Origin of the sequence: Vibrio sp. T9 (assembly GCF_003123985.1) — a bacterium.
GTDB classification, from domain to species: Bacteria; Pseudomonadota; Gammaproteobacteria; order Enterobacterales; family Vibrionaceae; genus Vibrio; species Vibrio diabolicus.
The window spans coordinates 42,697-66,448 of sequence record NZ_NIGY01000002.1; the positions used below are offsets into that span (position 1 = coordinate 42,697).

Consider the following 23,752-nt stretch of genomic DNA (forward strand, 5'->3'; position numbering starts at 1 on the left):
TGTCTTTTAAAAAATACTAGGGCCAACCATTCGGTTGGCCTTTTTTTGTCCATTTTTTATAAAAAATTCACGGATTCACACTGCGGTTAATTGGGTTCTGCAGCGATATCAATGTCTCCGTAGACTGAACCTCATCAATGGCTTGCAGCTTATCAATCAGCACAAATTGCAGTTCTTCAATCGATTTGCACATCAATTTGACGAATATGTTATACGCGCCCGTGGTGTAGTAAGCTTCAACGACCTCGTCGAGCGCGTTGAGTTTTTCTAGCGCGGAATGGTAATCGCGAGCTGCGTTTAGGTTAATACCAATGAAGCAGCACACATCGTAGCCGAGCTTTTTGGTATTTACGATCACCTCCGTTCCTTCGATGATGTCAGCCGATTTCATCTTCTCAATACGCACATGGATAGTGGCAGGGCTGACATCGAACTGCTTTGCCATTTCTGCGTAGGGCGTTCTGGCGTCAGCCATCAGTGTTTTTAATATTGCGCGGTCAAGGTCGTCGAGTTTCGGCAGGCTCGCATTCATACTATTATTTCCGTTAGGGATAGAGTTTTACCTCCCTTTTATACTCATAGCGGATAGGATTCACAAGGTTTGGCAGGAGTAACTGCGGGTTAACTCCGAGCTATGGAGATAATGTGCAGCGTTTTCTGGTTATTGTCGCGCTATGTTGGAGCGCGTTTGCCGCGGCCTCAGATCCGAAAGTTTTGGTCGTGCACTCCTATCATCAAGGTTTTTTCTGGACGGATTCCATACAGCGAGGTATCGAGCAGCAATTGGGTGATCGATCGCTGGATATGCGCGTGCTTTATTTAGACTCGAAACGTAACCAGAGTGAGCAGTTTTTCGCTCAGCTTGAATCCTTATATCGTACGAAATTAAGCACAGAACGATTCGATGCCATTTTAGTGAGCGACAACAACGCGCTTGAACTGATGCTGCGTTTGGCGCCAATCATCAAAGACACCCCGGTTATATTTAACGGCATCAACAATTATCATCCTTCTTTGCACCAATCTCTGAATGCAACAGGAGTAACAGAAGATGTCGATTTGGAGGCAAATTTAGCTCTCATAGAGCGCCTACACCCTGATTACACCCAAATTCTTATTGTCAGTGACCATTCCGTAACGGGGGAGGTATTACGCTATCAAATCGACGATTTTGTACATGAACATCCGCAATATCGCGACAAAATCGTGCAAGTTATTCCCGATAGTATCATTGACTTAAAGCAACAAGTAGCGAAGCTGAATAAAGATAAAGTCGTCCTGTTTTGGACCTATTACCGAGATAAACAGGGTGTGGTTGGCAGTGAACGTGACTGGATTGGCGTCAACAGAGCCTCAAATGCGCCGCTGTTTATGGTGCACGACATTGGCTTAGGGCACGGTGCGGTTGGTGGCGTGATCCAAAGTGGTTATCGGCATGGCATTGAGAGCGCAGAGATACTTGAGTTTGTGTTGGATAACCCTGACCAAGCTTTGCCAGCCGTGAAGAAAAGTGATTCTGAAATCAAGCTCGATTATCAAGCTGTAGTGCGCTGGGGGCTGGGTGCTGAGCAAGAGGTCTCTGCGGTATTTTTTAATAAACCGATGAAGTTTTCTGAGCGTTTTGCCAAAGAAATTCGCTTGTTTGGTAGCCTGTTTGTGGTGATGTCGGTGGTCATTTTGTTGATGGGTTACTATTTACAGCGGATGCGTCGCAGCGAGAGTGCCGCGCGAGAAAGCCAAGCCATCTTAGAATCGATTTTTGATCAGAGCATGCAGTATATGGGCATTTTGGATGCCAACGGTGTACTTAAATCGGGCAACGATCACCTGCAATCTTTGCTGTATCACCAAGGGCTGCGTTTAGACCGACCACTTTGGTTTCATCCCAATTGGAGTGAGAAAGCACAAGCGTTGCTTGAGGCGTATTTCCACGTGCCTCACCATCAAGTGTCGACGTTTGAGGCTGAAATTTGGAGTAAAGAGCACGGTACATTGGTGTTGGAAATTTCACTCAAGCCTTTTTCTCAGCAAGTAGGAAATCAAAAGCAATACTTGTTTGAAGCGCGCGATATCACTAGTCGTAAGTTGATGGAAGATAAGCTCTATCAACGCGAATCAACCCTGCGTAACTATTATGAGCAACAGCCTGTCATGATGGTGACACTCGACAGCAATAACCGCATTCAAGAAGTGAATCGATTTGCTCAGCTACTCCTTGGCTACAAACCGATGGACATGCTCGGACACCGCCTGAGGGAGTTTTATTTTGATGACAAGGTACTGTTTCCTCGCCAAGTGCTATTGCAACCCAATCAACAGGTGCATGGGGTCTGGCGACGTGAAGTCGAGTATCGCCATGCAAATGGTCATCGTGTTTGGGTACGTGAGAACATTCGTCCACTGAGTGAATCTGATCAGCTGTTGATTGTGGGTGAAGATATTACAGAAACCAAACAGCTTTCCGAGAAATTGGAATATCAAGCGCGCTATGACTTACTGACAGGGACTTATAACCGAAACCACTTTGAACTAGAGCTCAAGACCGCACTGCGTGAGGTGGACAGCCATCGTCGCGTCCACGCCATGCTGTACCTCGACTTAGATCAGCTAAAAGTCCTCAATGATACGGTTGGGCATGATGCGGGTGACGCGGCGATTCAATTTTGCGCCAGCATGTTAGAGGAAGTGCTGCCATACAATTCCATCTTGGCTCGAATGGGAGGCGATGAGTTTGCGGTACTACTCAAAGATTGCGACGAATACGGCGCCATTAATATCGCCAAACTGATCATCTCGACGTTGAGTGAACATCTCTTTATTTGGGAAGATACACGCTTGTTCATCAGTTGTTCTATTGGTATTCGTATCATCGACCATACGGCAGAGACGCCGCAAATGGTGCACGCTCAAGCAGACTCTGCGTGTCATGCCGCCAAGGAGCAAGGCCGTAACCGCTACAATCTGTTCAGCTTAGATAACGAAGAGCTACAACGTCGCCAGATGGAAATGCAGAGCGTCAATTTGGTGCATGAGGCATTGTCGAATCAGCGTTTAGAGCTGTTTGCTCAACCGATCAAAAGCTTACAACAGCACGATGCTCAGATGTATTTTGAGATTTTAGTGCGCATTCGCAATGGATATGGTGATTATGTTTCTCCTGCACTGTTTATTCCGGCTTCCGAGCGCTACAACATTGCGCATTGGATTGATAAACAGGTCATTACTCAAACGCTAGAATGGTTTGAGCAACGCCCAGAGGTGGTTGAAAAACTCGGTCGTTGTTCGATAAACCTTTCAGGTCAATCTATGGGGAATCAAGAGTTTATCGATTTCTTATTGGAGCGATTGGAACGTTCGTCCATGCCGTGTGAAAAAATCTGTCTAGAAATCACCGAGACAGCAGCGATGAGTAATCTTGAGCAAGCCATTGAGCTCTTCACCAAGCTCAAAGCGCTGGGTTGCATGATTGCATTGGATGACTTTGGTTCGGGCTTGTCTTCATTTGGTTACTTAAAGAAACTTCCCGTTGATATCGTGAAAATTGATGGTCTTTTCGTGCGAGATATCAACGTAAATGAAATGGACCGTGTGATGGTTCGCTCGATCAATGATCTGGCAAAACAGCTAGGCAAAGTGACGGTGGCGGAGTTTGTCGAAAACGAACAAGTCATGCAGCATTTGATCGATCTTGGTGTGGATTATGGCCAAGGCTACGGTATTGGGCATCCTCAACCGCTTTCTGAGTTAGTTGAGCGACTGACGGCTGAGTAGTCTGTCATATCAAGCTCAACCTAGCATTGAGAGGTAACTTAGGTATACACTCAGCGCCAGTTACCGCGATTTTTTATTGGAGCCTCCTTTTGCAACTGCAATTGATCTGTGAAGACCCGTCTCAACAACCTCATCTGGATGAACTGGCTGCGCGCTGGCAGCTTTCTCACACTGACGAGAGCGATTTTGCTTTGGTGCTGACCACCGAGCGTTTAGAGCTGCGTAAAGTGGATGAGCCAAAGTTGGGCGCTATTTTTGTCGATTTAATTGGTGGCGCAGTGGGACATCGCCGAAAATTTGGTGGTGGTAAGGGCCAAGCCATCGCAAAAGCCGCAGGTTTGAACAAAGGGGCAACGCCAACCGTTCTAGACGGCACGGCGGGGCTGGGACGTGACGCATTCGTTTTGGCTTCGCTCGGCTGTAAGGTACAGATGGTGGAGCGACACCCGGTAGTCGCAGCGTTGCTGGATGACGGCTTAGCGCGTGCGAAACAAGACCCTGAAATTGGAACTTGGGTATCAGAGCGTATGTCGCTGATCCATGCCTCCAGTCATGATGCATTGGAACAGCTGGCACAAGATGAAGACTTTGTTCAGCCAGATGTGGTGTATCTCGACCCTATGTATCCGCACCCAGAAAACAAGAAGAAATCGGCGCTCGTAAAAAAAGAGATGCGCGTTTTCCAATCGTTGGTTGGCGCCGATTTGGACGCCGATGGTTTGCTAGATCCTGCCATGGCGTTAGCCACAAAACGCGTGGTGGTGAAGCGCCCAGACTATGCAAACTGGCTGAACGAGCAAAAGCCGACTATGGCGATTGAAACCAAAAAAAATCGCTTTGATGTCTATGTTAAAGCCTCAATGGCATAACTTCCTGACCGCTCAACTTTTCTTGTCACAGTACGGTGTATCGTGCTGTGATCAAGCCTCTCTTTCTGAACCGTTACTGATAGTTTTCTCTTGCTAATTCTCCTCCCTGACTGTATATCTAACTAAGAATTATTATTATTTCACTTGTTGTGATGCGGTCGATAATTGGGAAGCTGGAGTAGTAGAATGGCTAAACGCTTATGTAAAATGAGTCGTAAACAGATCGCGGCGGAGCTTGGCGACATCCATCGTTTAGTTGTCGCACCAAAGTTTGTTTGTCGCTCTTGCGCACGCTCTTCAGCGGCCAAAGATACCCTGTGTAAGCCAGCCGCTATTCCGCCGCAAAAATGCCAAGACAAGCCATTGAACGAGCAACAATCATGTGGCTTATTGGCTGAAGCGCTGCCAGTACAACCGATTCCTATGACAACAAAACAAAGCAACGAAAAAGCAGCGATTGTGAAGCGTGTTGTTGAGCGCGTGAAAGAGAAAAAGCAAGCCGAAAAATCCCTGGAGCCAGTAAGAACCGACGCACCAGTATGGTTTGATTTAGCGGATAAAAAATCGCTTAAGAAAGCGAAAAAAGCACTGAAAAAGCATTATAAGCAGCAGAAGAAGTTGTTAAAAGTAGCGAAAAAACAACAAAAGTTACTTGAGCGTCAGCGCAAGCTTGAAGCGCGCAATGCCAAGCTAGAAGTGTTGTTGCCAACGTCGCCCAAGGCGTTGATGAGCGCAAGTTCGCAAATGAAAGTGCATTAATCTAATCCAAAAAAACGCTCTCCAGTTGGAGAGCGTTTTTTATTGTCGGTATGTGTGTTGGGAGCGGTCGCTTTACTTCTTGGCGTAGCTCATTTCGACGCGCTTTTTCACCCAGGTTTCGTTAATCCATAGCGATAGCATGATGATCGCACCGCCAATGGCGAGTCGCATGACGTCAACATCGCGGTTCCAAATCACAATGTTCACAATCAAACCCGCCGGAACTAATGCGTTGTTCATTACTGCAAGTGCTCCTGCGTTCACCATGGTTGCGCCTTTGTTCCACGCGAAGTAACCAAAACCGGAAGCAATTAAACCAAGGTACGTCAGAATGCCCCATTGCGTTGCGGTGGTGGGTAGTTTGTCGAGGTTGCCCATCAGAGCGAAAGCCACGGTTGCTACACAAAGCGCACCTAAGTAGAAGTAACCAAACACGGTGTGTTGTGGCAAATCAACCGGCTCACTTTCCATGATGTATTTGTAGCCTACCTGACCAATGGCAAAACAGAGGTTTGCTCCTTGTACGACCAAAAAGCCCAGCAGGAAGTCTTCATTAATGCCTGCAAACTTAATCCAGGCTGCGCCAAATACAGCAATCGCCGCGGTAACCAAATACCAAGGTGAAAAGCGACCTTTCAAGAAGTCATAGATCAGCGTGACGTAAATGGGTGTGAATACGGTGAACAGCAATACTTCTGGCACGGAAAGGAGCAAAAAAGATTGGTAGTAGAAGCAGTACATCAGACCGAGCTGAAAGCCACCGACCGTCATCAGTTTCGCGATTAAGGATTTGCTAACGCCGCGGAATTTTAAAAAGGGAATGAAAACCAGACTCGCCAGTGCCACGCGCATGAACACCGAGAACCAAGAATCAACCTGACCAGCGAGGTAAACGCCGATCAGGCTAAATGAGAATGCCCAAAGTAGGGTAACTGCGGATAGATAAGCCATGGATGAGAATCTTTATCAACAACAAATGTGCCCGCAGTCTAACCAAGTTTTAACGTCGCGCCAATCAGTCTTTTAGCGGTACGACCAGCATATCGACTGGAGAGCAGTTAATCAGTTGTCGAGTCGAAGACAGAATCTTGCTCCAGAAATCTTGGTGATGACCACAAACCACCAAGTCGATACTGTAATCTTGAATGGTATCGCACAGCTCATTACTCAAATCGCCACTACCGACCAACGTATGGGCTATTGGGTATTGCGCATATTCTGCGAAATTCGCCAATTGTGTGCGCGACGCTTCCATTGCTTGATGTTGCGCTTCTGCCATATTGATGTCGATAAGCCCGGTGTAGAGCTCTGCGTAGTTCACGTCGATGTGAATAAAAGAGACTTTCGCATCCAGAGGTTTAGCCAGTGATACGGCTTTTTTAATCAACACTTTACTGTCGTCTGACAGGTCGACTGCCACAAGTATGTGTTTGTAACTCATATTGCTATCTCCTTGTAAGGTCATAGTTTTAGATTAGCACTAACCCCCAAAAAAATTTGCTGAAGTGATCTCATATCAGTGTCGTAGGTACAAAGTCTTGTCTCAGTAATCATGTTATAGTGGCGTTATACCCAAGTGACTTTGAGATGCGGAGTTCAGCGCTCCGTTACTGACTATAGTTCAAGTAAAACCTTGCCTCTGATGTAGAGTAAGTCAATCTCGCGGCGTCGTTTATCTCGAGGTTACTTGGGTATATTGCATGCACATTAATAGGAGTTAACATGCTGTCTCAAACTATGGTCGAACAATTGAATGAGCAAATTAACCTAGAATTTTTCTCATCCAATCTATACTTACAAATGAGTGCTTGGTGTGAAGACAAAGGTTTTGAAGGTGCGGCTGAATTTTTACGTGCTCACGCCGTAGAAGAAATGGAGCACATGCAACGCCTATTCACCTACGTAAGTGAAACTGGCTCAATGCCAATTTTGGGCGCTATTGATGCACCAAAGCATGATTTTGCTAGCTTAGGTGATGTTTTCCGCGAGACCTTCGAACATGAGCAAATGATCACGGAAAAAATCAATAAATTGGCGCATGTTGCATTTACTAGCCAAGACTACTCAACGTTTAACTTCCTACAGTGGTACGTGTCTGAACAGCACGAAGAAGAGAAGTTGTTTAAAGGGATTTTAGATAAGATCGAATTGGTAGGTGAAGATGGTAAAGCATTGTTCTTCATCGACAAAGATCTAGCACAAATGGCGAAAGAAGGTTCATCTTCAATCATGGATGCTCCAGCTGCGTAAATGCGTTTTTTGACGCTATAAGTAGCGGGTAAAGACGAAGCATTGATCGTCTTTTTCTCTTGAGCATTGTTGAAGATGTAGGGAGGAAAAGATGATCAGTGGAGACACAATCTTATTTGCGCTAATGGTGGTAACTGGAGTCAACATGATCCGGTATCTCACCGCTCTTCGTTCTCTAATTTACATCATGCGTGAAGCGCATCCGTTGTTATATCAGCAAGTTGATGGCAATGGCTTTTTTACCACCCATGGAAATGTCACCAAACAGGTGCGTTTGTTCCACTACATCAAAAGTAAAGAATATCACCATCACCACGATGAGATTTTTACTGGTAAGTGCGAAAGGGTGCGTGAGCTATTTGTTTTATCGACCGCTTTGCTCGGTGTTACCCTACTCGCGGCCTTCATTCTTTAAAGAATCAATAATCTAGCGAGTTAATCTCCTAGGATTGTACGGGCATGCATAGCGCTTACCGTTTAAGCGCTTTTCCCCTTCGAGATTTGTCGGTAGAATGTCGCGCCTAGAAAGCAAGGATGTGCAATGTGCACATCCTTTTTTATTTCGATTCGATACCAATCAGTCTAAGAGCTACCGATGAGTAAGAAATTTGATGTTGTTGTAATTGGCGCAGGCGCAGCGGGTTTGATGTGTGCTGCAGAAGCCGGCAAGCGAGGCCGCCGTGTTTTGGTGCTCGATCATGCTAAAAAGCCAGGACGTAAAATCCTTATCTCAGGCGGTGGCCGTTGTAATTTCACTAACTACGACGTCTCAGCCAGCAACTACCTATGCCAAAACCCGCATTTCGTTAAGTCGGCGCTTTCTCAATACACTAACTGGGATTTTATCTCGATGGTGTGTAAGCATGGTATTGAATTTGAAGAGCGCGATCACGGTCAGCTGTTTTGTGTCGATGCGTTTACTGCGAAAGACATCGTGAAGATGCTGCTGGCTGAATGTGACATGCCGAATATCGAGCAGCGTTACCAATGCGATGTTCACTCAATTGAGAAAATCGATGAAGGTTTTCGTTTGCACGCGGGTACCGAGCCAGTTGAGTGTGAGTCTTTAGTTATCGCAACAGGTGGCTTGTCGATGCCAAAACTGGGGGCGACACCATTTGGTTATAAAGTCGCGGAACAATTTGGTCTTCGAGTTATCCCAACTACGGCAGGGCTGGTGCCATTTACGTTGCATAAAGAAGACAAAGAAGACTTTGCTGAGTTATCTGGTATCGCGGTACCTGCGGAAATTACAGCTGAAGATGGCACCATGTTCAAAGAAGCCCTGTTGTTCACACATCGTGGTTTATCTGGCCCAGCCGTTTTACAGATTTCATCATTCTGGCGAGCGGGGCAAAAGGTGTCGATTAATCTGGTGCCAAACGATGATGTTGCCGAGTTATTAGAACGCAGCCGTGAAAAGCACCCGAATCAGTCGCTCAAAAATACGCTCGCTAAAGTGCTACCAAAGCGCTTGGTTGAAGTCTTGATTGAACGTAAAGAACTGGTCGATAAACCGCTAAAGCAGTTCAATCAAAAGGAGCTTGCGGCGATTGTGGCGCGCTTAGAACATTGGGATATCGCCCCTAATGGCACTGAAGGCTACCGAACCGCGGAAGTGACACTAGGCGGTGTGGATACCGATCACTTGTCTTCGAAAACCATGGAATGCAAAGACATCAAAGGGCTGTACTTCATTGGCGAAGTGATGGATGTGACTGGCTGGTTAGGGGGCTACAATTTTCAGTGGTGCTGGTCGAGCGGCTTTGTCGCGGGTCAGTGGGTGTAATCAAACGCTACACATCCGCATAAAAGATAAGATAAAAAAAGAGCACTGAATCGTATTCCGTGCTCTTTTTGTATTCCTATAGCGAGTTACTCGTCTTGATACTTTTCGAGTTTGTTGTAGAGCGTTTTCACGCTAATGCCTAATTCCTGCGCTGATTCCGTTTTATTGCCTTGATTCTCTTCAAGGGTATTGAGAATGGCGGCTTTTTCTAGCTCTTCTAGCGAAACGCCCGCTGGAACAAGGTCTTCGATGCTGGTGCCTGTTTCCAATGGTGGCGTATCGAAGATCAGGTGTTCATCTCGGATGGTGTCATCAGCCAAAATAAACGCGCGCTCGATCGTGTGTTTGAGCTCACGGACATTACCTGGCCAATCGTGCACGGCGATTTTTTGGATGGCAGAATCAAGAATGGTTTTGGTTTTAGCCTCATTTGCGTTGCGGTGCGCGATAAAGTGCTTAGCCAGACCGACGATGTCACCGCCTCGCTCTCGCAGCGGCGGTATCGTTAATGGAAAGTGCGATAAGCGGAAAAACAGATCTTCACGCAGGAACTGCTCTTCAATGGCGACTTTAGGATCACGGTTGGTGGCGGCAATGATGCGAGTGTTGGCGATATGCACCGTATTACTGCCCACTGGGCGATACTCTCCGGTTTCCAACACACGCAATAGCTTCACTTGATGCTCGATAGGCATCTCGGTGATTTCATCTAAAAACAGCGTGCCGCCTTCTGCCTGTTTAAATACACCTTGGTGAGTTTTATTCGCTCCGGTAAAGGCACCTTTTTCATGGCCAAACAGTTCACTATCGACCAATTCTGGGCTAATCGCACCACAGTTAATCGCGATAAAGGGTTGTTGCTTGCGATCACTGGCTAAATGAATGGTCTGTGCCACTAACTCTTTACCCGAGCCGCTTTCACCGACAATGAGGACGTTGGCTTCTGTTTTTGCGACGCGTCGGATCATGCGATAGAGCTGATGCATTGGCGATGAGGAACCCACCAAAAGGCCAAATTGGTCGAGATCGCTAGTGGACACTTTACGTCCTTGATCTTGTTTTTGCTGATAGTACTGGCTGACTTCGCTTAGGGTGTCCGTCAAAATGGCAATATCTACGGGTTTTCTGTAGTGAAAAATTGCACCTAAGTTCATTAGCTTATCCAAATTTTCGTTTGGAGCACCAGAGCTAATGATGATCAAGTCCATATCGTAGATGTCTTCGATATTAGAAAGGCGCTGGTAATCTGCGCTAGTAAAGTGGGCGACTTCAACAATCGCAACTTCCGGTTTGAGTTGTAGGAAATCTTCAATCCAACCATCTTCGGCATCGGTATTATGCAGACGAAATTTGTTCAGTTCCTGGCAAGAGGCGATAGCATCTTTAAGTGTCGGGTCTTGTATTCGTAGAAACAGGCTTGGCAACGACATAGAAATGTCCTCTTTACTATGACAGAAACAATGTACGTGGATTATTCTAAGTACACAAGACAAAATATTGTCAGCAGAGATTTAAGGGTCTGTAGGCTATTTTAATTTTGTTGATCCTCTCTTGGTATATATCAGTAATAATTCTGATAAATATTGCTTCTTTATTCGGGTGCCTCACATTTTAAATAATAATTCTGCGATTAAGTGAAGTCGAAGAAATAATGTCTCATCTTTTATTGGCGTATTATGTAATTGATTGCGAAATTATTAACGATTAAAAATTACATTTCTTCTGTGTAAATAATTCATGCTTATATTTTCTTGTTCGTCTTATTTTTATCTCTTGTTTTTATTATTCCTTTAAAAATAACAAGTTACAAACTTGGCACATGGTTTGCTCCTATGGAAATACAACGTCAATAAAGGAGAATTACCATGAATAACATCGCAGCTAAAATTGTACTTACGTCAGTTCTTGCTACTTCATCTACAGCAGTCTTAGCGAGTGATAAATGGGAAAAAGAATCCATGGACGCTTGGCTAGATGGTAAAGCTGAAACGACGCTGCTGCTAAACAGTAACCTTAACTCTTTTGATATCAACACCGATGTTGAAAATCAGGTAGTTACCCTTTCTGGTTCGGTAAACAATGACCTTGAAAAATCGCTTGCCGAAGAGCTTGTAACAGGTCTTGATGGTGTGAAAAAAGTAAACAACGAATTGTCAGTGGTGAATGAAGGTAAGAAAGAAACCGATTCAGAGGCATTAGCCACACTGACCGACTCTAAAATCACGACTATAGTTAAAACTCGCCTACTGATGGATACCAATGTAAGTGGTACGGACATTGATGTAACGACGGAACGTAAAACGGTAACGTTGGCAGGTAAGGTTAATTCAGATGCGGAGCATGATCTTGCACTTTCAATTGCAAATAATACCAATGATGTAAATAAGGTGATTGATAAGCTAGAAGTGGTTCAATAATAACGAGCCGAGTGACCTAACCCAATTTTATTAGGAGGTAACACTATGGTTCGTTGGATGTTTATTTTTCTGGCTTTGGCACTGGTTTCTGCACTACTAGGTTTTACTGGTATTGCAGGGGCGGCAGCCTCTATCGCGCAAGTGATATTTTACCTATTCCTATTGTCATTAATTGTATCAATAGTGATTGTTCTGCTAGGAAGAAAAAACGTAAATAGATAGGAGATTTCATGCGACTTACGTCATTAATTTACCGTATCGCCGCAGTATTTGGTTTGGTGTTCGCACTGGCTGCTTGTAGTGAAGAAGGGCCAATGGAACAGGCAGGCAAGAAGATAGATGAAGCCGCCGAAGAAACTCAAAACGCGATTGAAGATGAGTGTGAAAATATTAAAGAGAACTTGAACGCAGAAGACCAAGATTGTTAGTCGAGTCAGGTCAGCTTTTTGTTCACAGCAATGTAAGAGAAGGGCGGTCAATCACCGCCCTTCCTTTTATCTCAATTGTTTACAATCAGATAAGGAGTCAAAGATGAAAAACATATTTGATGTACTAAAAGAGAGTCATGAAAAGCAACGCCTTTTACTCGATGCTCTGATGGAAACGTCTGGAGATTCCCCTGCACGTGAAGAGTTTTACCACAATCTGAAGGATGAACTCGAACAGCACGCCGCCGCAGAAGAGCGCTTTTTCTACGCGCCTTTAATCGAGAGCGATAAAACCATCGATCTTACTCGTCATGGCATCGCAGAGCACCACGAGATTGATAAAGTGATTGCACAGCCACAGCTTGATGCAACCGACATGAGCTCGCCAGCATGGCTCAACCTCATGAAAACTTTGCGTCACAAAGTATTGCACCACCTCGAAGAAGAAGAGCAGCGCTTTTTCCAATTGGCTGGTAAGGTGATGACCGATCAGCAGAAAATGAAACTAGCGGATAGCTACGTCGAAGAAATGGCTAGTTAGGTGGAGTATTGGTCCTTTTCGTGCCATTTCGGTACGGGAAGGGGCCCAATCAAAGCGTTTACCAAGCTAATTAGCCTAACCTAAAACCAGCTTATTCTCACTTTCACTAAAAAAGCGCACTCGCTGAAGGCAAGGAGAGCGAATGTTTATCATCAAATATTATATTCTTGGCGCTCTGATCAGTTTATTGGCCGCTATTTATATTCCCCAAATCATGGTTAGCCTGTTGTTCTTGTGGGTATCTCTTTCTTTAGCATTAGTCAGCGTAGCCTACGTTTTCGACATTCCCTCCATTTTTAGAAAAAACCAAGACGGCAAGATTGTCAGATGGATCCGCTGGGCATTCATCCCCTTTTTGCTGGGTGCTAGAGCGTATAATGCCTGGGAAAGACGGCGCGATACCGTGCCTCCGATACAAAAAGTCAGCGATAATTTATACCTCTCCCGTCGGCTATTTCAGAGTGACTTAGATTTTCTCGAATCCAATGACATCTCTTGTATTGTCGATGTCACCGCAGAATTTGCTGGGCTTGAAAGTGCGATGACCGACAAGCAGTTTCACTACCTTTCGATTCCGGTACTTGACCACAAAGCCCCAACGCTAGAGCGCCTTCGCCATGCGATTAACTGGATTGATACGCAAATCTCGTGCTCGCGAGCTGTGGTTGTGCATTGTGCGTTAGGGCGTGGTCGCTCGGTGTTTGTTGTTGCGGCGTATCTACTGAGCAAAGATCCGTCGCTGACGGTTGAATCTGTGATGAAAAAAATCAATGACGTGCGCAGTACCGCGAGATTGAATAAATTGCAGATCAAAACGTTACGAGCGATAAGTGAAAAAGGCGTACTGGGTCTGGATCAGTCCACTTGGATGGTAGTTAACCCTGTTGCAGGTGGCGGCAAATGGGAGGAAAACGAACAGCACTTGATTCGTGAACTAACCAAAAAATATCGCTTGAGTATTCATCAAACCACCACAAATCTCAGCGCCGAGCAGCTAACACAACAGGCAAAAGAAAGTGGTGCTAAGCAAATTATCGTAGCGGGTGGCGATGGCACAGTGACGGAAGTGGCGAGCCAGCTGGTAGGTACTGATATCAAACTCGGTATTGTTCCGCTCGGAACCGCCAATGCGTTATGTCATGTGCTCTATGGCGTTGGCGCAAAATTCTCACCAGTCGAAAAAGCGTGTGAAGCATTGCTAGCAGGTCACTGCCAACGTATTGATACGGCGGAGTGTAATCAGAGGCTTATATTGTTAGTCCTAGGTATTGGCCTAGAGCAGAAAATGATCGAACATGCGCAGCGAGAAGAGAAAAACACCTTTGGACAATTGGCCTACTTAACGGGCTTTTTTAACGCGGTGGTGGCGGAAGAGACGCAGACGTTGACTGTTGCGATGGATGCGCCATTTGAAGATGGAAACCGCGAAAATGGATCACAAACGCTAGAAGTTCATAGCTTTGTCGTTGCGAACATCGCTCCTTTTAGTACGTTGCTCGCGCAAGGTGGTGGTGCTCCGCAGCCTGACGATGGCAAGCTGCATATCACGTATTTAGATAACACCGAATCTTTAGGTGGACGCCTCATCGCATTGTCTGATCTGACATTAACCAGCGTAGGTGCGCAGGAGGAATCGACTCATTTTCAATACGCGACGGCTCAGAATGTCACTATTTCTGCGAACAAACCGATTGAGTATGTGATTGATGGTGAGCTTTATTCTGATGAGCAATTAGCGATCAAGCTTCGTCCAAAATCGTTGAACGTATTTGTCCCAAGCGGGAGAAGTAAATCGGCTTAGCTTTAAAACAGATAAGCAGTGGATAATGCACCATTTGCCTAGTGCTTTATAGCGTGCCTTTGTTTACCGGTTTAGTCGTAGTTTTGAAGGAACCAATAAGGTCGCTGCGTAGGTGCAGCGGCTTTTTTATATCGGCATTTTTTGTATCTGAGAGAGCGTCTATTTATCGTTCTCGAAGTGAAAGGAAGAAGGGGGTGAGTATGACTACTCACCCTGGGGTAAGTGCTTTTCAATTTCATCGTTTTCGACTTGTAAAGCAGCTAACCAGTAAGAAACAAGCGCCGTTAAGTTTGTGTCGTCAATGGCTCTGAGTAGCGCTTTTAAATCATCTAACAACAACTTGTTCATGAAATGCATTTCTTTGTAATTACCTAGTTCGGCAACGCCGTATTCGGTGGCATTTTCCGCAATGAATTGTTCACCATCTTGGTCGAAGAACAACTTCGCCATCTTTTTGATCATCACTTTTTCTATTTTAACGAATCGATACGCCGCTCTTGCGAGTGTCATATGCGATTGCGGATTAACGAGAGGCAAACACGTTTGGCGATGGTGTGTCATTTTTACGAGTAGCTCCCTTACTCGATTATTATCCAATGTCATACTGACCTCTTTATTTATGACTACCGTGTTGATTACTCGGTTTAGTGTTTTCTAGTTTTGGTTGTATTGAGGTGCCTGTGGTCTTATCAGAAATGGCCAAAACGAGTTGGCCATTTTCTCTGCCAGCGCTTGATTGCAAAGGCGACCACTATGGATCAGCTGATAAGGCTGATGCTGCTGAGCTTTTCTTTACAGCTTTTGATATCACTGCGAACTTTCAGTAGAACCGAATTATCCGCTTGCTCTGGGTGGCTAGTAATTAGGTTTTCGATCTCTTTGAGCACCTTGCTTTCAACACCTTCGAGCTGTTCCAAATACATGGACTCTTTGTCAGAAGACACCTCCTTCATCACATCGCTGTATACCTCACGCGCTTTAATGGTGTAGGAAACCGGAGTGTCGTCGGCAGAGTCTTCCTGGTTATTTGCCAATGTGTAGGGAGTAAGCTCAAGCACCGCTCGCTCACGTACTCTAAGCAGTTCTACCAACACATTATTCAAAGAAGTGTTGTCAATGTTCTCAATGGCCTTGTTGTAAATGTCATTTCCGCTCTCGATAAGCTCAATGATTGAGGCGATATTTTCATTTTTCATATCTCACTCCTGATTTGGTTGGTGATGGGAGTGTTTGTACGTATGGGGAACAAACACAGATGTTTCATCTTTAGTTGCAGGTTGTATGCCAATGAATGTTATTTTTCTATTAATCAATTGGTTATGAGTTTATTGCGCAAGAATTGGAGGGTTGCAGACGTGGTGCTAAGAAAAAATTACAAGAATGTTGGGGAAGTCTGGAAAGAATTACACGTACAGATAAGGGTTTGTCGTGAAACAAAATAAAAATCAAATAAAAACAGCTGCTTATAGTTTTGGCACGGATATGGCTTTGTTGTGAGTAAGTGAGTTCAAAAGTTGTTTCACTTGATTTACTACTCAACTCATCAACGGAGGCTAGTTATGGCTACAACAAAAGAAAGCACAGTAAAACCTCAAGAGCAGTTAGAAGAAGCATATCACTTAGCGGAGCAAGCCACGACGGAAGCCGTCGGCGCAATGAAAGACCAAGCTAAAGAGAAATTTGATGTGGGCGCGGAACACGTTCAGCAGGCGACCAAGTCGGCAGAGAACGTTATCAAGGAGCGTCCATTGCTGAGCATTGGTTGTGCCTTCCTTGCGGGTTGGGCGGTTTCGAAGCTGATCAAATAATCACGGTCCAACGAATTAAGCCACATAACAGAAGGCGAGGGTTCCAATGAATAACTCCGGACAAGTCACCAACCAGCAACCAGGCTCGGCCGCAGCAGACAGCGGTCGAGCCCCAAGTGGGGCACAAGAGCAGGATATCCAACAAACCATCAATGGATTGAGCAGTATTCTTTCACAACTTGACCAATTGACTCAATCGCTGAAAGCGTGGTCGGGTTCAACGTTGGATTTGTTCCTCTTGGAGGTGAAAATTAATGCGTCCGCAGCGCGACAGATTTTGCTGTGCACCATTGTTTTTACCTTATTGTCGGTATTGTTCGTGTTCAGTTTGTGCCTTGCCTCTGGTGTGGTGGCTTATCAGCTGACCGCTAACGTGTATGTTGCCGTGGGCGTATTTATTGCGTCCTTAGGTTTGGCATTACTGTCTTTAGCTTGGTGGCAGAAGCGTTTAGTTGGTTTCCTTGGATTCAAAAATACGACAGAACAGTTGCAGGAGGGGTGGGATGCGCTCGCTACAAAAGCTCAATCGAGCCATGCGAATCAAGCGGATGGAAGGTAAGGCATCTTTAGAGCAATGCTGCTTGTCGATGGAAATGTTCACGTTTACCACTAAGAAGTTTGTGAAAGAAAATCCTTGGACGACGCTAGGTATTAGTGCTGTCGTTGCCGTTACCGCTGCCAAAGCGGGTCGATTGTCTCGACTGACTTCCTCTATCTCTTCCATGGGGCTATTGGCGAGTAGTGTCTCCGAACTGACGGATTCGCTTGCCAAGCCAGTTAGGGCCGCGTCTTCTAACCAGTCGGGCGTAGAACAAGAGCGAAATGCTGAACCACAAGCAGGCACTACTGCTTCGACAGAAGAGACCGCGACAGAAACAGAAGTCGAGCAACCCCAATAACGGCTTTCGCCGATAATGATTCCTACCGACCTTGAGCCTTTTTATGACAGCGAAATTGAACATCCCTGCCAACACCGCGATTGGTGCAACCCTTCTTGTCTTATTGCTCGTTCCTGGGCTGTATTTTGCTAAGCCAATCTTGTTACCTATTGTGCTTAGTACCTTTATTTCTCTGTTATGCAGTCCTTTCATTAACTATCTTGAAGACAAAGGTTTACCGCGCGCGATTACCGTCGTGGTGACTCTGTCATTCTTGGTTGGTGCTTCAATTATTGGCCTTGCTGCCATGTCGGAGCCTGCCAAGCAGTGGTGGTCTGAACTACCCAGTATCGTGAAAAATGTGTCGCAAGAAGTGAGTGAAGTGACTCAAGCCTCGGCGGATCACCTTAATACGCCGCTGAATATTGCCAGCGATATGGGTATGGATGAAGTCGGGAACAACACCGTATTTTCTTTGGTGAAGACACTCGCGACCACGACGCCGACCATTTTGACACAAGCGATGATCGTGCTGTTTATGGTGTATTTTATGCTCAATCATGGACGCAGCTTATTTCGAAAGTCAGTGTCGTACTTGCATGGGTTTGCCAAGCAGCGCCAAGCGATTGAACTGGTCAAAGCACTACAGAAAGACCTATCTCGATACATTGGCACTATCACGTTAGTGAATGCGGGACTTGGGTTGAGTGTTGGGGCGGTGTTTTTTGTTTTAGGCCTTGAGGATCCGTTCTTGTGGGGCGCGTTTGCTGGCGTGATGAATTTTGCGCCGTATCTCGGCCCAGTCATCTCCATGGTGAGTTTCGGTTTTGTGGCTTATCTGCAGTTGGAGTCGGTCAGTTTTATGCTCACTGTGGTGTCTATCTATTTGTTGATCAACTTGATTGAAAGCCAGTTTGTCACGCCAACGTTATTAGGGAAAAGGTTCAACTTAAATCCGTTAGTGATCTTCGTTTGGCTCGTGTTCTGGGGTTGGCTTTGGGGCGGTATGGGGCTCTTAATCGGTGTACCGCTATTGGTCTGCATTAATATTTTGGTTGAGCGTCTGGAGCTGTGTCAATCAACTCAAAGTCAACCAAGCCAAACCATCCCCGAGGATATGGCTCCACGAGAATGACTTGGGCGACAAGCTGGCTCAACGAAAAAGTTTTTCCGCACTTACTGGTCGGCTAAAAAGATACCCTTGACCGTAAACACAGCCTTTTTCGAACAAGTAATCGGCTTGCTCCTGAGTTTCTATTCCTTCCGCTACGACTTTCAATGACAGTGTTTTGCCCATGGCGATAATCGCATTCACAATCGCATTGCTATCGCTATTGCTGGGTACATCACTGACAAACGAACGATCAATTTTCAGCTTATTGATGGGTAAACCTTTCAAATAAGACAAAGACGAATAGCCTGTGCCGAAATCATCCAGAGAAATCTCGATGCCTAACCCTCTTAGTTGATTTAACGACGCAATGGCTTGTTGAGGGTCGATCAGTAAAAAGCTCTCGGTTATCTCCAAATCCAGCCGTTGAGCAGGAAAACCGGTTTGATTGAGGATATCGCTCAATCTCTGAATGAAATTCGACTGCTGAAGCTGTAATGCCGACACATTAACCGCAATTCTGCCAAACTCAATGCCTTGTTTCAGCCAAGCATTTCCTTGCTGACAAGCGTGTAGCAAGACCCACTCGCCAATGCTTTGGATAAGCCCCGTTTTTTCTGCAATTGGAATAAAGTCGGCTGGTGGTACAAGGCCAAATTCGGGGTGCTGCCAGCGTAATAAGGTTTCAACGCCAACAATCGCATGTTGCTCCAAGTTATATTGTGGCTGGAACTCTAATCGAAGTTGCTGTTTTTCTATCGCTTGATGCAAAGCAGATTGAATGCGCACATGGGATACCGATTTATCGGTTAAATCTGGTGAGTAAAATGCGTAGCCGTTGCGCCCATTTTTCTTCGCTAAGTACATTGCTGTATCTGCGTTTTTGAGTAAGGTTTCGCTGTCTTGGCCGTCTCTTGGGTATAAGGCTATGCCAATACTGGTCGAGACGCGCAGTGAGTCGTGATTTGCCAAGTCGAACGGTTGTTGGAAAACGCTGAGAATATCGCCGACGGTTTCCAGCAAAGCCACATCACTGTGGACGTCCGGCAAAATGATCACGAACTCATCGCCGCCAATGCGAGCCACATGCGCATTTAAGTGAAGAATATCTTGCAGACGGATAGCCAACTTAGACAGCAACTGATCACCACAAAAGTGACCCATGCTATCGTTGATGTGTTTGAAATGGTCGATATCTAGAAATAGGGTGGCAAACGTCTGTTGGTTCTTGTGCCCGGTTTCAATGTGTTGCTCAAGCAAGCTAAGTAAATGGGTGCGATTAGGCAGATTCGTTAACGGATCATAAAAGGCCATGCGCTGCAGTTTTTCTTCGTGCGCTTTACGCACGGAAATATCTTCAAATACACAGATGTAGTTAATGAGATGATTTTTATCGTCCATTACGGCACTAATGGTCGCTAACTGCGGGTAAATGCTGCCATCTTTCTTTCGGTTGATGAACTCGCCTTTCCATTGACCTTTGGTTTCGAGTTGATGCCACAACTGTTTATAGAAGCCTTGGTCATGATGACCTGAGCGCAGAATTCTGGGGTTCTTTCCAATCACCTCTTCAGAGCGATAGCCGGTGATTTGAGTAAAGGCTGTGTTTACATCAATGATGTTGGCATTGCGATCAGTAATGACCATGCCTTCTTGTGAGTTATTAAAAATTTTGGACGCCAATGAGAGTTGTGTTTCGACCATTTTCCGGCGTGTGATGTTGCGCGTCATGCCCAGAATGCCAATTAAGTTTCCGTCATTATCACGGACAGGAGACTTAATGGTTTCTAGCCAAGTTGGGTTATTGTTTTCATCAATTTGGCGGCATTCTTCGACGATGTTCAGCGTGCCTGTCGCCACGACCAAGTTATCGGCCTCAATGAACTTCTCTGCTCGCTCGTGGCTAAATAGTGCGAAATCATCTTTGCCGATGATCTCACTGTTGGTCTTTTGCCACGCATTTTCTACGCTTCGATTGGTCATCGAATAAAGACCATCCATGCCTTTTATCCAAATATGGTCTTCAAGACAGTCGATAAACTCTTGCAGCGTCGGTAATGGTGTGGTCGCTGCAGTTTGATGGCGTGTTCGTTCTTGCTGGTAGTGTGAGCTGACATCAAAGCTCATTCGTCCCACTAATGCACTCAGCCAAGCAGAGACTACTGTGATTTGATCGTCAGGGTGAGTCAGCGCTAATACGGCAAACAGATCGCCATTTGGTAGCCAAATCGGACCTATGCTCAAGGTTTGCTGTCCAAAGGATATGTGGCTTATCGTCAAGTCTGTCGGTGTAAATTGAGCGGCAACTTGCACTACCACTTCGACGATAGCGCAATGATTTTGAACCGAGGTGGACACCTCAGTTGATAGCCACTGCTGGGTATCGCTCAGAGTATAAAGTTGTCCCTGAGCTTGAGTAGCATCACAGCATTGTTGCAGAGCCTGTTGCCAGTCTGCCATCAAAGGCGAAGGAATAGCGAAGCGAAACATAATTAATAACGTGTCCTGAAGCGCCCAAAGATAGTGGTATTAGAATCTAGCTTAAGCTATTGGGCCGTGTTGGTATCGTATCCAACGCTTAGGTAATTCCCAGCAGCGTAAGGCGCTTTCTATCATTAAACTGTTAGCTATATCTCTTTTTTATCCAACTCATTGCATCGTTTATTGAGGTTTTTTGTTCATCATTGAGAAGTGCTCATGGCTTTGTTTTTTTTACCCCACGATACTTGTTGGACCACTAATCCACTGATGATCAGTATTAAACCAATCAAGGTTGATGGATGAATTTCTTCACCAATGATGGTTGCCAATAGCATCAGTGAGATGAATGGCGAAGCAAAGATCAGATTACTGATGCGGGCTGTGTTTTGCGTCGATTTGAGGGCGCTTAGCCATAGGACGAAAGTAATCCCCATTTCAAATAGCCCGACATACGTCACCGCTGCCCAGCCTTTAATTGAGATTGCCTGCCAGCTCGCACCTTCATAAATACTTAAACCAATGGCAAATGGAATAGCGACCAAAAAACCAAGTAATACACCAACCACAGGGTCGGCCTTATTTTTGGTGTTTAAAATCCAGTAACCAGCCCACAACAGTGTCGATAGCAGCGCCAGTCCCACGCCCAACGGGCTCTCGAATTGCATGCCGAGAACATTGCCTTGTGTGGCAATCACAATCACGCCTACATAGCTAAAACCGCAAGCGAGCCAATCTTTAGCACGGATCTTCTGCCCTAAGAAAACAGCAGCCATTAGCGTCAAGGTAATGGCCCAGCTGTAGTTGATCGCTTGGGCTTGGGATGCAGGCAGCAAGTCATACGCTTTAAAGAGAATGACGTAATACGCCAAGGGGTTAATCAACCCAAGCAGTAGGTAATACCAAGGATTTGAGAGGAAGGTGGCACTTAACTGGCCCAACTTGCCTTGCACACCACAGATTATCGTCAGCGCAATCGCAGAGACGATACTGGCAATGCACAGCATTTGGATTGGCGTAAATTCTGCCAACGTGAGTTTAAATGCGGTTGCAACGGTAGACCAAAGTAATACTGCTGAGAGCCCAAATCCTAGGGCGCGACGCTCGTTCATGATGCCTCTGCGTGATGATGTGCCGCTCGGTCTGGTTCATTTGAGCGGAAGAAAGAATATTATAGGAAGGCCTAGTGTATGCGAGGATTTTTCATCCAACAAACTGGACATTTATCCAGTGTCTAAATACCATTGTTATAGATACAAAACACAGGCTAACTCGCTATTATGCAATGGATTCTTGAGTACCAATCTCTCATTCTCTCTTCTCTTTGCGCTGCCACGCTTAGTGGTGTCGCCGTCGGTTGGTGGGTGAAACAGCGTTTTATCACCCAAACTCAGCTTCTCGAACAACAACTTGTTTCAGAAAAGCAGCTTCACCAACAGCAGCTTGAACAGGTTAAACAAAGCCTTGCCAATGCCCAGCAAGAGTTGGATGAATTAGATGATGAGCGCGATAAAGCCGCGTTTGAAGTACGCCAAACACACGGAAAGCTGATGGCCGCAATGGAAAAACTGCGTTACTTCGAGGCTGTAAAGCAAGAGCGCCAGCAATACTTTGATGAGCTTGGTCAGATGCGTGAGCACAAATCACGTCTAGAAACGCAACTGCGTGAGCAGCAAGCACGTCATGAGCAAATCAACCAAGCCAATGCCGAAAAACTGCAAATTCTAGAGCAAGCGGAAGCGCGCCTGAAACAGCAATTTGAGCACTTGGCCAACCAACTGTTTGAAGAAAAAACCGCGAAGGTCGACTTGCAAAACCGTCAGAGTTTGGAAGGTTTGTTGTCACCGCTCCGAGAGCAGCTAGAAGGATTCAAAAAGCACGTTAATGACAGCTTTAGCCAAGAAGCTAAAGAGCGCCATACCTTAGTGCATGAGCTCAAAAACCTGCAACGTTTGAATGAGCAAATGACGCGCGAAGCGGTTAACTTGACCCAAGCGTTGAAAGGGGACAACAAGCAGCAAGGTAATTGGGGTGAAGTGGTGCTCGCGAGGGTGCTTGCCGAGTCGGGACTGCGTGAAGGGCACGAATATCAGACTCAGGTGAATTTGCAAAATGAAGCAGGCAAGCGCTACCAACCTGATGTGATTGTTCATCTCCCACAAAACAAACAAGTGGTTGTGGATTCCAAAATGGCGCTAGTCGCCTATGAACGCTATTTCAACGCCGAAACTGATGCCGAGCGAGACCAGGCTTTGAGTGCGCACTTAGCCGCACTGCGTACTCACATTAAGGGTTTAAGTATGAAGGACTACCACAAACTCAAAGGTATTCAGAGTTTGGACTATGTGCTGATGTTTATTCCGGTTGAGCCTGCGTTCCAAGTCGCGATTCAAGCCGATCCAAGTTTGATCAAAGAAGCGATGGAGCAAAACATCATTTTGGTGAGCCCAACAACGTTGCTGGTGGCACTGCGCACCATTGATAATCTATGGCGCAATGAACGCCAGAATGAAAACGCCAAAATGATTGCGCAGCGCGCGACAAAACTCTACGACAAATTACGATTGTTTGTGGACGACATGGAAGGGCTCGGCGGTGCGCTGGATAAGGCGAATCAAAGCTATCAAGGCGCAATGAACAAGCTTGCCACAGGGCGCGGGAATGTGATTCGTCAAGCCGAAAGCTTTAAGCACCTTGGGGTTGAAATCAAACGACCAATTTCTTCTGACCTCGCACAGTTAGCGCAGAGTGATTCATTTTCAGAAAATGACCCGTTAGTAGAAAGACATCCGGCTGAGGATAAAGTAAACTAATCGCCCGCAGTGCAGTGGGCGATTTTATTTGTCAGCAAA

At 45.8% G+C, this 23,752-nt stretch carries 24 protein-coding genes; 16 read left to right on the forward strand and 8 right to left on the reverse strand.

Annotated features, from left to right (window positions below; genetic code table 11):
• Positions 1 to 67: 67 nt before the first annotated feature.
• Complete coding sequence (gene asnC / locus CBX98_RS04400) at positions 68 to 532, reverse strand: transcriptional regulator AsnC (protein ID WP_005394393.1); 465 nt, start codon at positions 530 to 532, stop codon at positions 68 to 70.
• Positions 533 to 645: 113 nt separating this feature from the next.
• On the opposite strand from asnC, the gene CBX98_RS04405 reads away from it, so the two are divergent.
• The 3 genes from CBX98_RS04405 (at position 646) to CBX98_RS04415 (ending at position 5,399) form a co-directional block, all read left to right on the forward strand.
• Positions 646 to 3,771 carry an EAL domain-containing protein gene (locus CBX98_RS04405; protein WP_109168659.1) on the forward strand — a complete coding sequence of 1,042 codons (3,126 nt, stop codon included), beginning with the start codon at positions 646 to 648 and terminating at the stop codon, positions 3,769 to 3,771.
• 89 nt (positions 3,772 to 3,860) lie between these two features.
• A complete protein-coding gene (locus tag CBX98_RS04410; protein WP_005394395.1) occupies positions 3,861 to 4,640 on the forward strand; it encodes a class I SAM-dependent methyltransferase in 780 nt (259 codons plus the stop codon).
• Positions 4,641 to 4,826: 186 nt separating this feature from the next.
• The gene (locus CBX98_RS04415) at positions 4,827 to 5,399 is read left to right on the forward strand and encodes a hypothetical protein (protein WP_109168660.1); all 573 of its coding nucleotides are present in this window, start codon (positions 4,827 to 4,829) and stop codon (positions 5,397 to 5,399) included.
• Between the two features lie 72 nt (positions 5,400 to 5,471).
• On the opposite strand, the gene CBX98_RS04420 is transcribed toward CBX98_RS04415, so the two are convergent.
• Positions 5,472 to 6,350 carry a carboxylate/amino acid/amine transporter gene (locus tag CBX98_RS04420; protein WP_006741764.1) on the reverse strand — a complete coding sequence of 293 codons (879 nt, stop codon included), beginning with the start codon at positions 6,348 to 6,350 and terminating at the stop codon, positions 5,472 to 5,474.
• A gap of 64 nt (positions 6,351 to 6,414) precedes the next feature.
• Complete coding sequence (uspA, locus tag CBX98_RS04425) at positions 6,415 to 6,840, reverse strand: universal stress protein UspA (protein ID WP_005379165.1); 426 nt, start codon at positions 6,838 to 6,840, stop codon at positions 6,415 to 6,417.
• A gap of 281 nt (positions 6,841 to 7,121) precedes the next feature.
• Between uspA and ftnA the strand changes: the two genes are divergently transcribed.
• The 3 genes from ftnA (at position 7,122) to CBX98_RS04440 (ending at position 9,438) form a co-directional block, all read left to right on the forward strand.
• Entirely contained in the window at positions 7,122 to 7,649 is a 528-nt protein-coding gene (gene ftnA, locus CBX98_RS04430) for a non-heme ferritin (RefSeq protein WP_005379167.1), read from the forward strand.
• A gap of 91 nt (positions 7,650 to 7,740) precedes the next feature.
• Positions 7,741 to 8,064 (forward strand): universal stress protein UspB, encoded by a 324-nt coding sequence (gene uspB, locus CBX98_RS04435; protein WP_005394407.1) that lies wholly within the window; start codon positions 7,741 to 7,743, stop codon positions 8,062 to 8,064.
• 180 nt (positions 8,065 to 8,244) lie between these two features.
• Positions 8,245 to 9,438, forward strand: a complete 1,194-nt coding sequence (locus CBX98_RS04440; RefSeq protein WP_047009370.1) for an NAD(P)/FAD-dependent oxidoreductase — start codon at positions 8,245 to 8,247, stop codon at positions 9,436 to 9,438.
• A gap of 86 nt (positions 9,439 to 9,524) precedes the next feature.
• On the opposite strand, the gene CBX98_RS04445 is transcribed toward CBX98_RS04440, so the two are convergent.
• Entirely contained in the window at positions 9,525 to 10,868 is a 1,344-nt protein-coding gene (locus tag CBX98_RS04445; RefSeq protein ID WP_109168661.1) for a sigma-54 dependent transcriptional regulator, read from the reverse strand.
• A 435-nt stretch (positions 10,869 to 11,303) separates the two neighbouring features.
• Here CBX98_RS04445 and CBX98_RS04450 point away from each other — a divergent pair, with 435 nt between their 5' ends.
• From CBX98_RS04450 to CBX98_RS04470, 5 genes are all read left to right on the forward strand, one after another.
• Positions 11,304 to 11,855: a BON domain-containing protein gene (locus tag CBX98_RS04450; protein WP_012841234.1), complete on the forward strand. Its 552-nt coding sequence runs from the start codon at positions 11,304 to 11,306 to the stop codon at positions 11,853 to 11,855.
• Between the two features lie 45 nt (positions 11,856 to 11,900).
• A complete protein-coding gene (locus CBX98_RS04455; protein WP_012841233.1) occupies positions 11,901 to 12,077 on the forward strand; it encodes a DUF1328 family protein in 177 nt (58 codons plus the stop codon).
• An 8-nt stretch (positions 12,078 to 12,085) separates the two neighbouring features.
• The gene (locus tag CBX98_RS04460; protein ID WP_048624594.1) at positions 12,086 to 12,283 is read left to right on the forward strand and encodes a hypothetical protein; all 198 of its coding nucleotides are present in this window, start codon (positions 12,086 to 12,088) and stop codon (positions 12,281 to 12,283) included.
• Positions 12,284 to 12,386: 103 nt separating this feature from the next.
• Positions 12,387 to 12,824, forward strand: coding sequence for a hemerythrin domain-containing protein (locus CBX98_RS04465; RefSeq protein WP_109168662.1), 438 nt, complete (start codon positions 12,387 to 12,389; stop codon positions 12,822 to 12,824).
• 142 nt (positions 12,825 to 12,966) lie between these two features.
• Positions 12,967 to 14,625 carry a diacylglycerol kinase family protein gene (locus CBX98_RS04470; RefSeq protein WP_109168663.1) on the forward strand — a complete coding sequence of 553 codons (1,659 nt, stop codon included), beginning with the start codon at positions 12,967 to 12,969 and terminating at the stop codon, positions 14,623 to 14,625.
• Positions 14,626 to 14,829: 204 nt separating this feature from the next.
• On the opposite strand, the gene CBX98_RS04475 is transcribed toward CBX98_RS04470, so the two are convergent.
• On the reverse strand, positions 14,830 to 15,228 hold the full coding sequence (locus CBX98_RS04475) for a hypothetical protein (RefSeq protein ID WP_005379193.1): 399 nt from the start codon (positions 15,226 to 15,228) through the stop codon (positions 14,830 to 14,832).
• Between the two features lie 155 nt (positions 15,229 to 15,383).
• Positions 15,384 to 15,821 carry a DUF2383 domain-containing protein gene (locus tag CBX98_RS04480; protein WP_005394423.1) on the reverse strand — a complete coding sequence of 146 codons (438 nt, stop codon included), beginning with the start codon at positions 15,819 to 15,821 and terminating at the stop codon, positions 15,384 to 15,386.
• A gap of 363 nt (positions 15,822 to 16,184) precedes the next feature.
• Here CBX98_RS04480 and CBX98_RS04485 point away from each other — a divergent pair, with 363 nt between their 5' ends.
• From CBX98_RS04485 to CBX98_RS04500, 4 genes are read left to right on the forward strand one after another with little or no spacing between them, the layout of a single operon-like run.
• Entirely contained in the window at positions 16,185 to 16,433 is a 249-nt protein-coding gene (locus tag CBX98_RS04485) for a hypothetical protein (protein WP_005394426.1), read from the forward strand.
• 46 nt (positions 16,434 to 16,479) lie between these two features.
• On the forward strand, positions 16,480 to 16,992 hold the full coding sequence (locus CBX98_RS04490) for a hypothetical protein (protein WP_104970021.1): 513 nt from the start codon (positions 16,480 to 16,482) through the stop codon (positions 16,990 to 16,992).
• Positions 16,937 to 17,332 carry a hypothetical protein gene (locus CBX98_RS04495; protein ID WP_242446574.1) on the forward strand — a complete coding sequence of 132 codons (396 nt, stop codon included), beginning with the start codon at positions 16,937 to 16,939 and terminating at the stop codon, positions 17,330 to 17,332. Before CBX98_RS04490 ends, CBX98_RS04495 begins: the two co-directional genes overlap by 56 nt.
• Before the next feature lie 43 nt (positions 17,333 to 17,375).
• Positions 17,376 to 18,446: an AI-2E family transporter gene (locus CBX98_RS04500; RefSeq protein ID WP_109168665.1), complete on the forward strand. Its 1,071-nt coding sequence runs from the start codon at positions 17,376 to 17,378 to the stop codon at positions 18,444 to 18,446.
• A gap of 18 nt (positions 18,447 to 18,464) precedes the next feature.
• Here CBX98_RS04500 and CBX98_RS04505 read toward each other — a convergent pair whose 3' ends face one another.
• The gene (locus CBX98_RS04505) at positions 18,465 to 20,912 is read right to left on the reverse strand and encodes a bifunctional diguanylate cyclase/phosphodiesterase (protein ID WP_109168666.1); all 2,448 of its coding nucleotides are present in this window, start codon (positions 20,910 to 20,912) and stop codon (positions 18,465 to 18,467) included.
• Positions 20,913 to 21,103: 191 nt separating this feature from the next.
• Positions 21,104 to 22,012: a DMT family transporter gene (locus CBX98_RS04510; protein WP_109168667.1), complete on the reverse strand. Its 909-nt coding sequence runs from the start codon at positions 22,010 to 22,012 to the stop codon at positions 21,104 to 21,106.
• Between the two features lie 168 nt (positions 22,013 to 22,180).
• On the opposite strand from CBX98_RS04510, the gene rmuC reads away from it, so the two are divergent.
• Positions 22,181 to 23,713: a DNA recombination protein RmuC gene (gene rmuC, locus CBX98_RS04515; RefSeq protein WP_109168668.1), complete on the forward strand. Its 1,533-nt coding sequence runs from the start codon at positions 22,181 to 22,183 to the stop codon at positions 23,711 to 23,713.
• Positions 23,714 to 23,752 lie beyond the last annotated feature (39 nt).

Coding starts and splice junctions, on each gene's coding strand:
- uspA (WP_005379165.1), bottom strand. CDS start 6,840: ATGAGTTACAAACACATACTTGTGGCAGTCGACCTGTCAGACGACAGT.
- uspB (WP_005394407.1), top strand. CDS start 7,741: ATGATCAGTGGAGACACAATCTTATTTGCGCTAATGGTGGTAACTGGA.
- CBX98_RS04495 (WP_242446574.1), top strand. CDS start 16,937: ATGCGCTCGCTACAAAAGCTCAATCGAGCCATGCGAATCAAGCGGATG.
- CBX98_RS04475 (WP_005379193.1), bottom strand. CDS start 15,228: ATGACATTGGATAATAATCGAGTAAGGGAGCTACTCGTAAAAATGACA.
- CBX98_RS04470 (WP_109168663.1), top strand. CDS start 12,967: ATGTTTATCATCAAATATTATATTCTTGGCGCTCTGATCAGTTTATTG.
- CBX98_RS04455 (WP_012841233.1), top strand. CDS start 11,901: ATGGTTCGTTGGATGTTTATTTTTCTGGCTTTGGCACTGGTTTCTGCA.
- CBX98_RS04415 (WP_109168660.1), top strand. CDS start 4,827: ATGGCTAAACGCTTATGTAAAATGAGTCGTAAACAGATCGCGGCGGAG.
- CBX98_RS04420 (WP_006741764.1), bottom strand. CDS start 6,350: ATGGCTTATCTATCCGCAGTTACCCTACTTTGGGCATTCTCATTTAGC.
- CBX98_RS04460 (WP_048624594.1), top strand. CDS start 12,086: ATGCGACTTACGTCATTAATTTACCGTATCGCCGCAGTATTTGGTTTG.
- CBX98_RS04490 (WP_104970021.1), top strand. CDS start 16,480: ATGAATAACTCCGGACAAGTCACCAACCAGCAACCAGGCTCGGCCGCA.
- CBX98_RS04445 (WP_109168661.1), bottom strand. CDS start 10,868: ATGTCGTTGCCAAGCCTGTTTCTACGAATACAAGACCCGACACTTAAA.
- asnC (WP_005394393.1), bottom strand. CDS start 532: ATGAATGCGAGCCTGCCGAAACTCGACGACCTTGACCGCGCAATATTA.
- CBX98_RS04440 (WP_047009370.1), top strand. CDS start 8,245: ATGAGTAAGAAATTTGATGTTGTTGTAATTGGCGCAGGCGCAGCGGGT.
- CBX98_RS04505 (WP_109168666.1), bottom strand. CDS start 20,912: ATGTTTCGCTTCGCTATTCCTTCGCCTTTGATGGCAGACTGGCAACAG.
- CBX98_RS04480 (WP_005394423.1), bottom strand. CDS start 15,821: ATGAAAAATGAAAATATCGCCTCAATCATTGAGCTTATCGAGAGCGGA.
- rmuC (WP_109168668.1), top strand. CDS start 22,181: ATGCAATGGATTCTTGAGTACCAATCTCTCATTCTCTCTTCTCTTTGC.
- CBX98_RS04450 (WP_012841234.1), top strand. CDS start 11,304: ATGAATAACATCGCAGCTAAAATTGTACTTACGTCAGTTCTTGCTACT.
- CBX98_RS04485 (WP_005394426.1), top strand. CDS start 16,185: ATGGCTACAACAAAAGAAAGCACAGTAAAACCTCAAGAGCAGTTAGAA.
- ftnA (WP_005379167.1), top strand. CDS start 7,122: ATGCTGTCTCAAACTATGGTCGAACAATTGAATGAGCAAATTAACCTA.
- CBX98_RS04510 (WP_109168667.1), bottom strand. CDS start 22,012: ATGAACGAGCGTCGCGCCCTAGGATTTGGGCTCTCAGCAGTATTACTT.
- CBX98_RS04465 (WP_109168662.1), top strand. CDS start 12,387: ATGAAAAACATATTTGATGTACTAAAAGAGAGTCATGAAAAGCAACGC.
- CBX98_RS04500 (WP_109168665.1), top strand. CDS start 17,376: ATGACAGCGAAATTGAACATCCCTGCCAACACCGCGATTGGTGCAACC.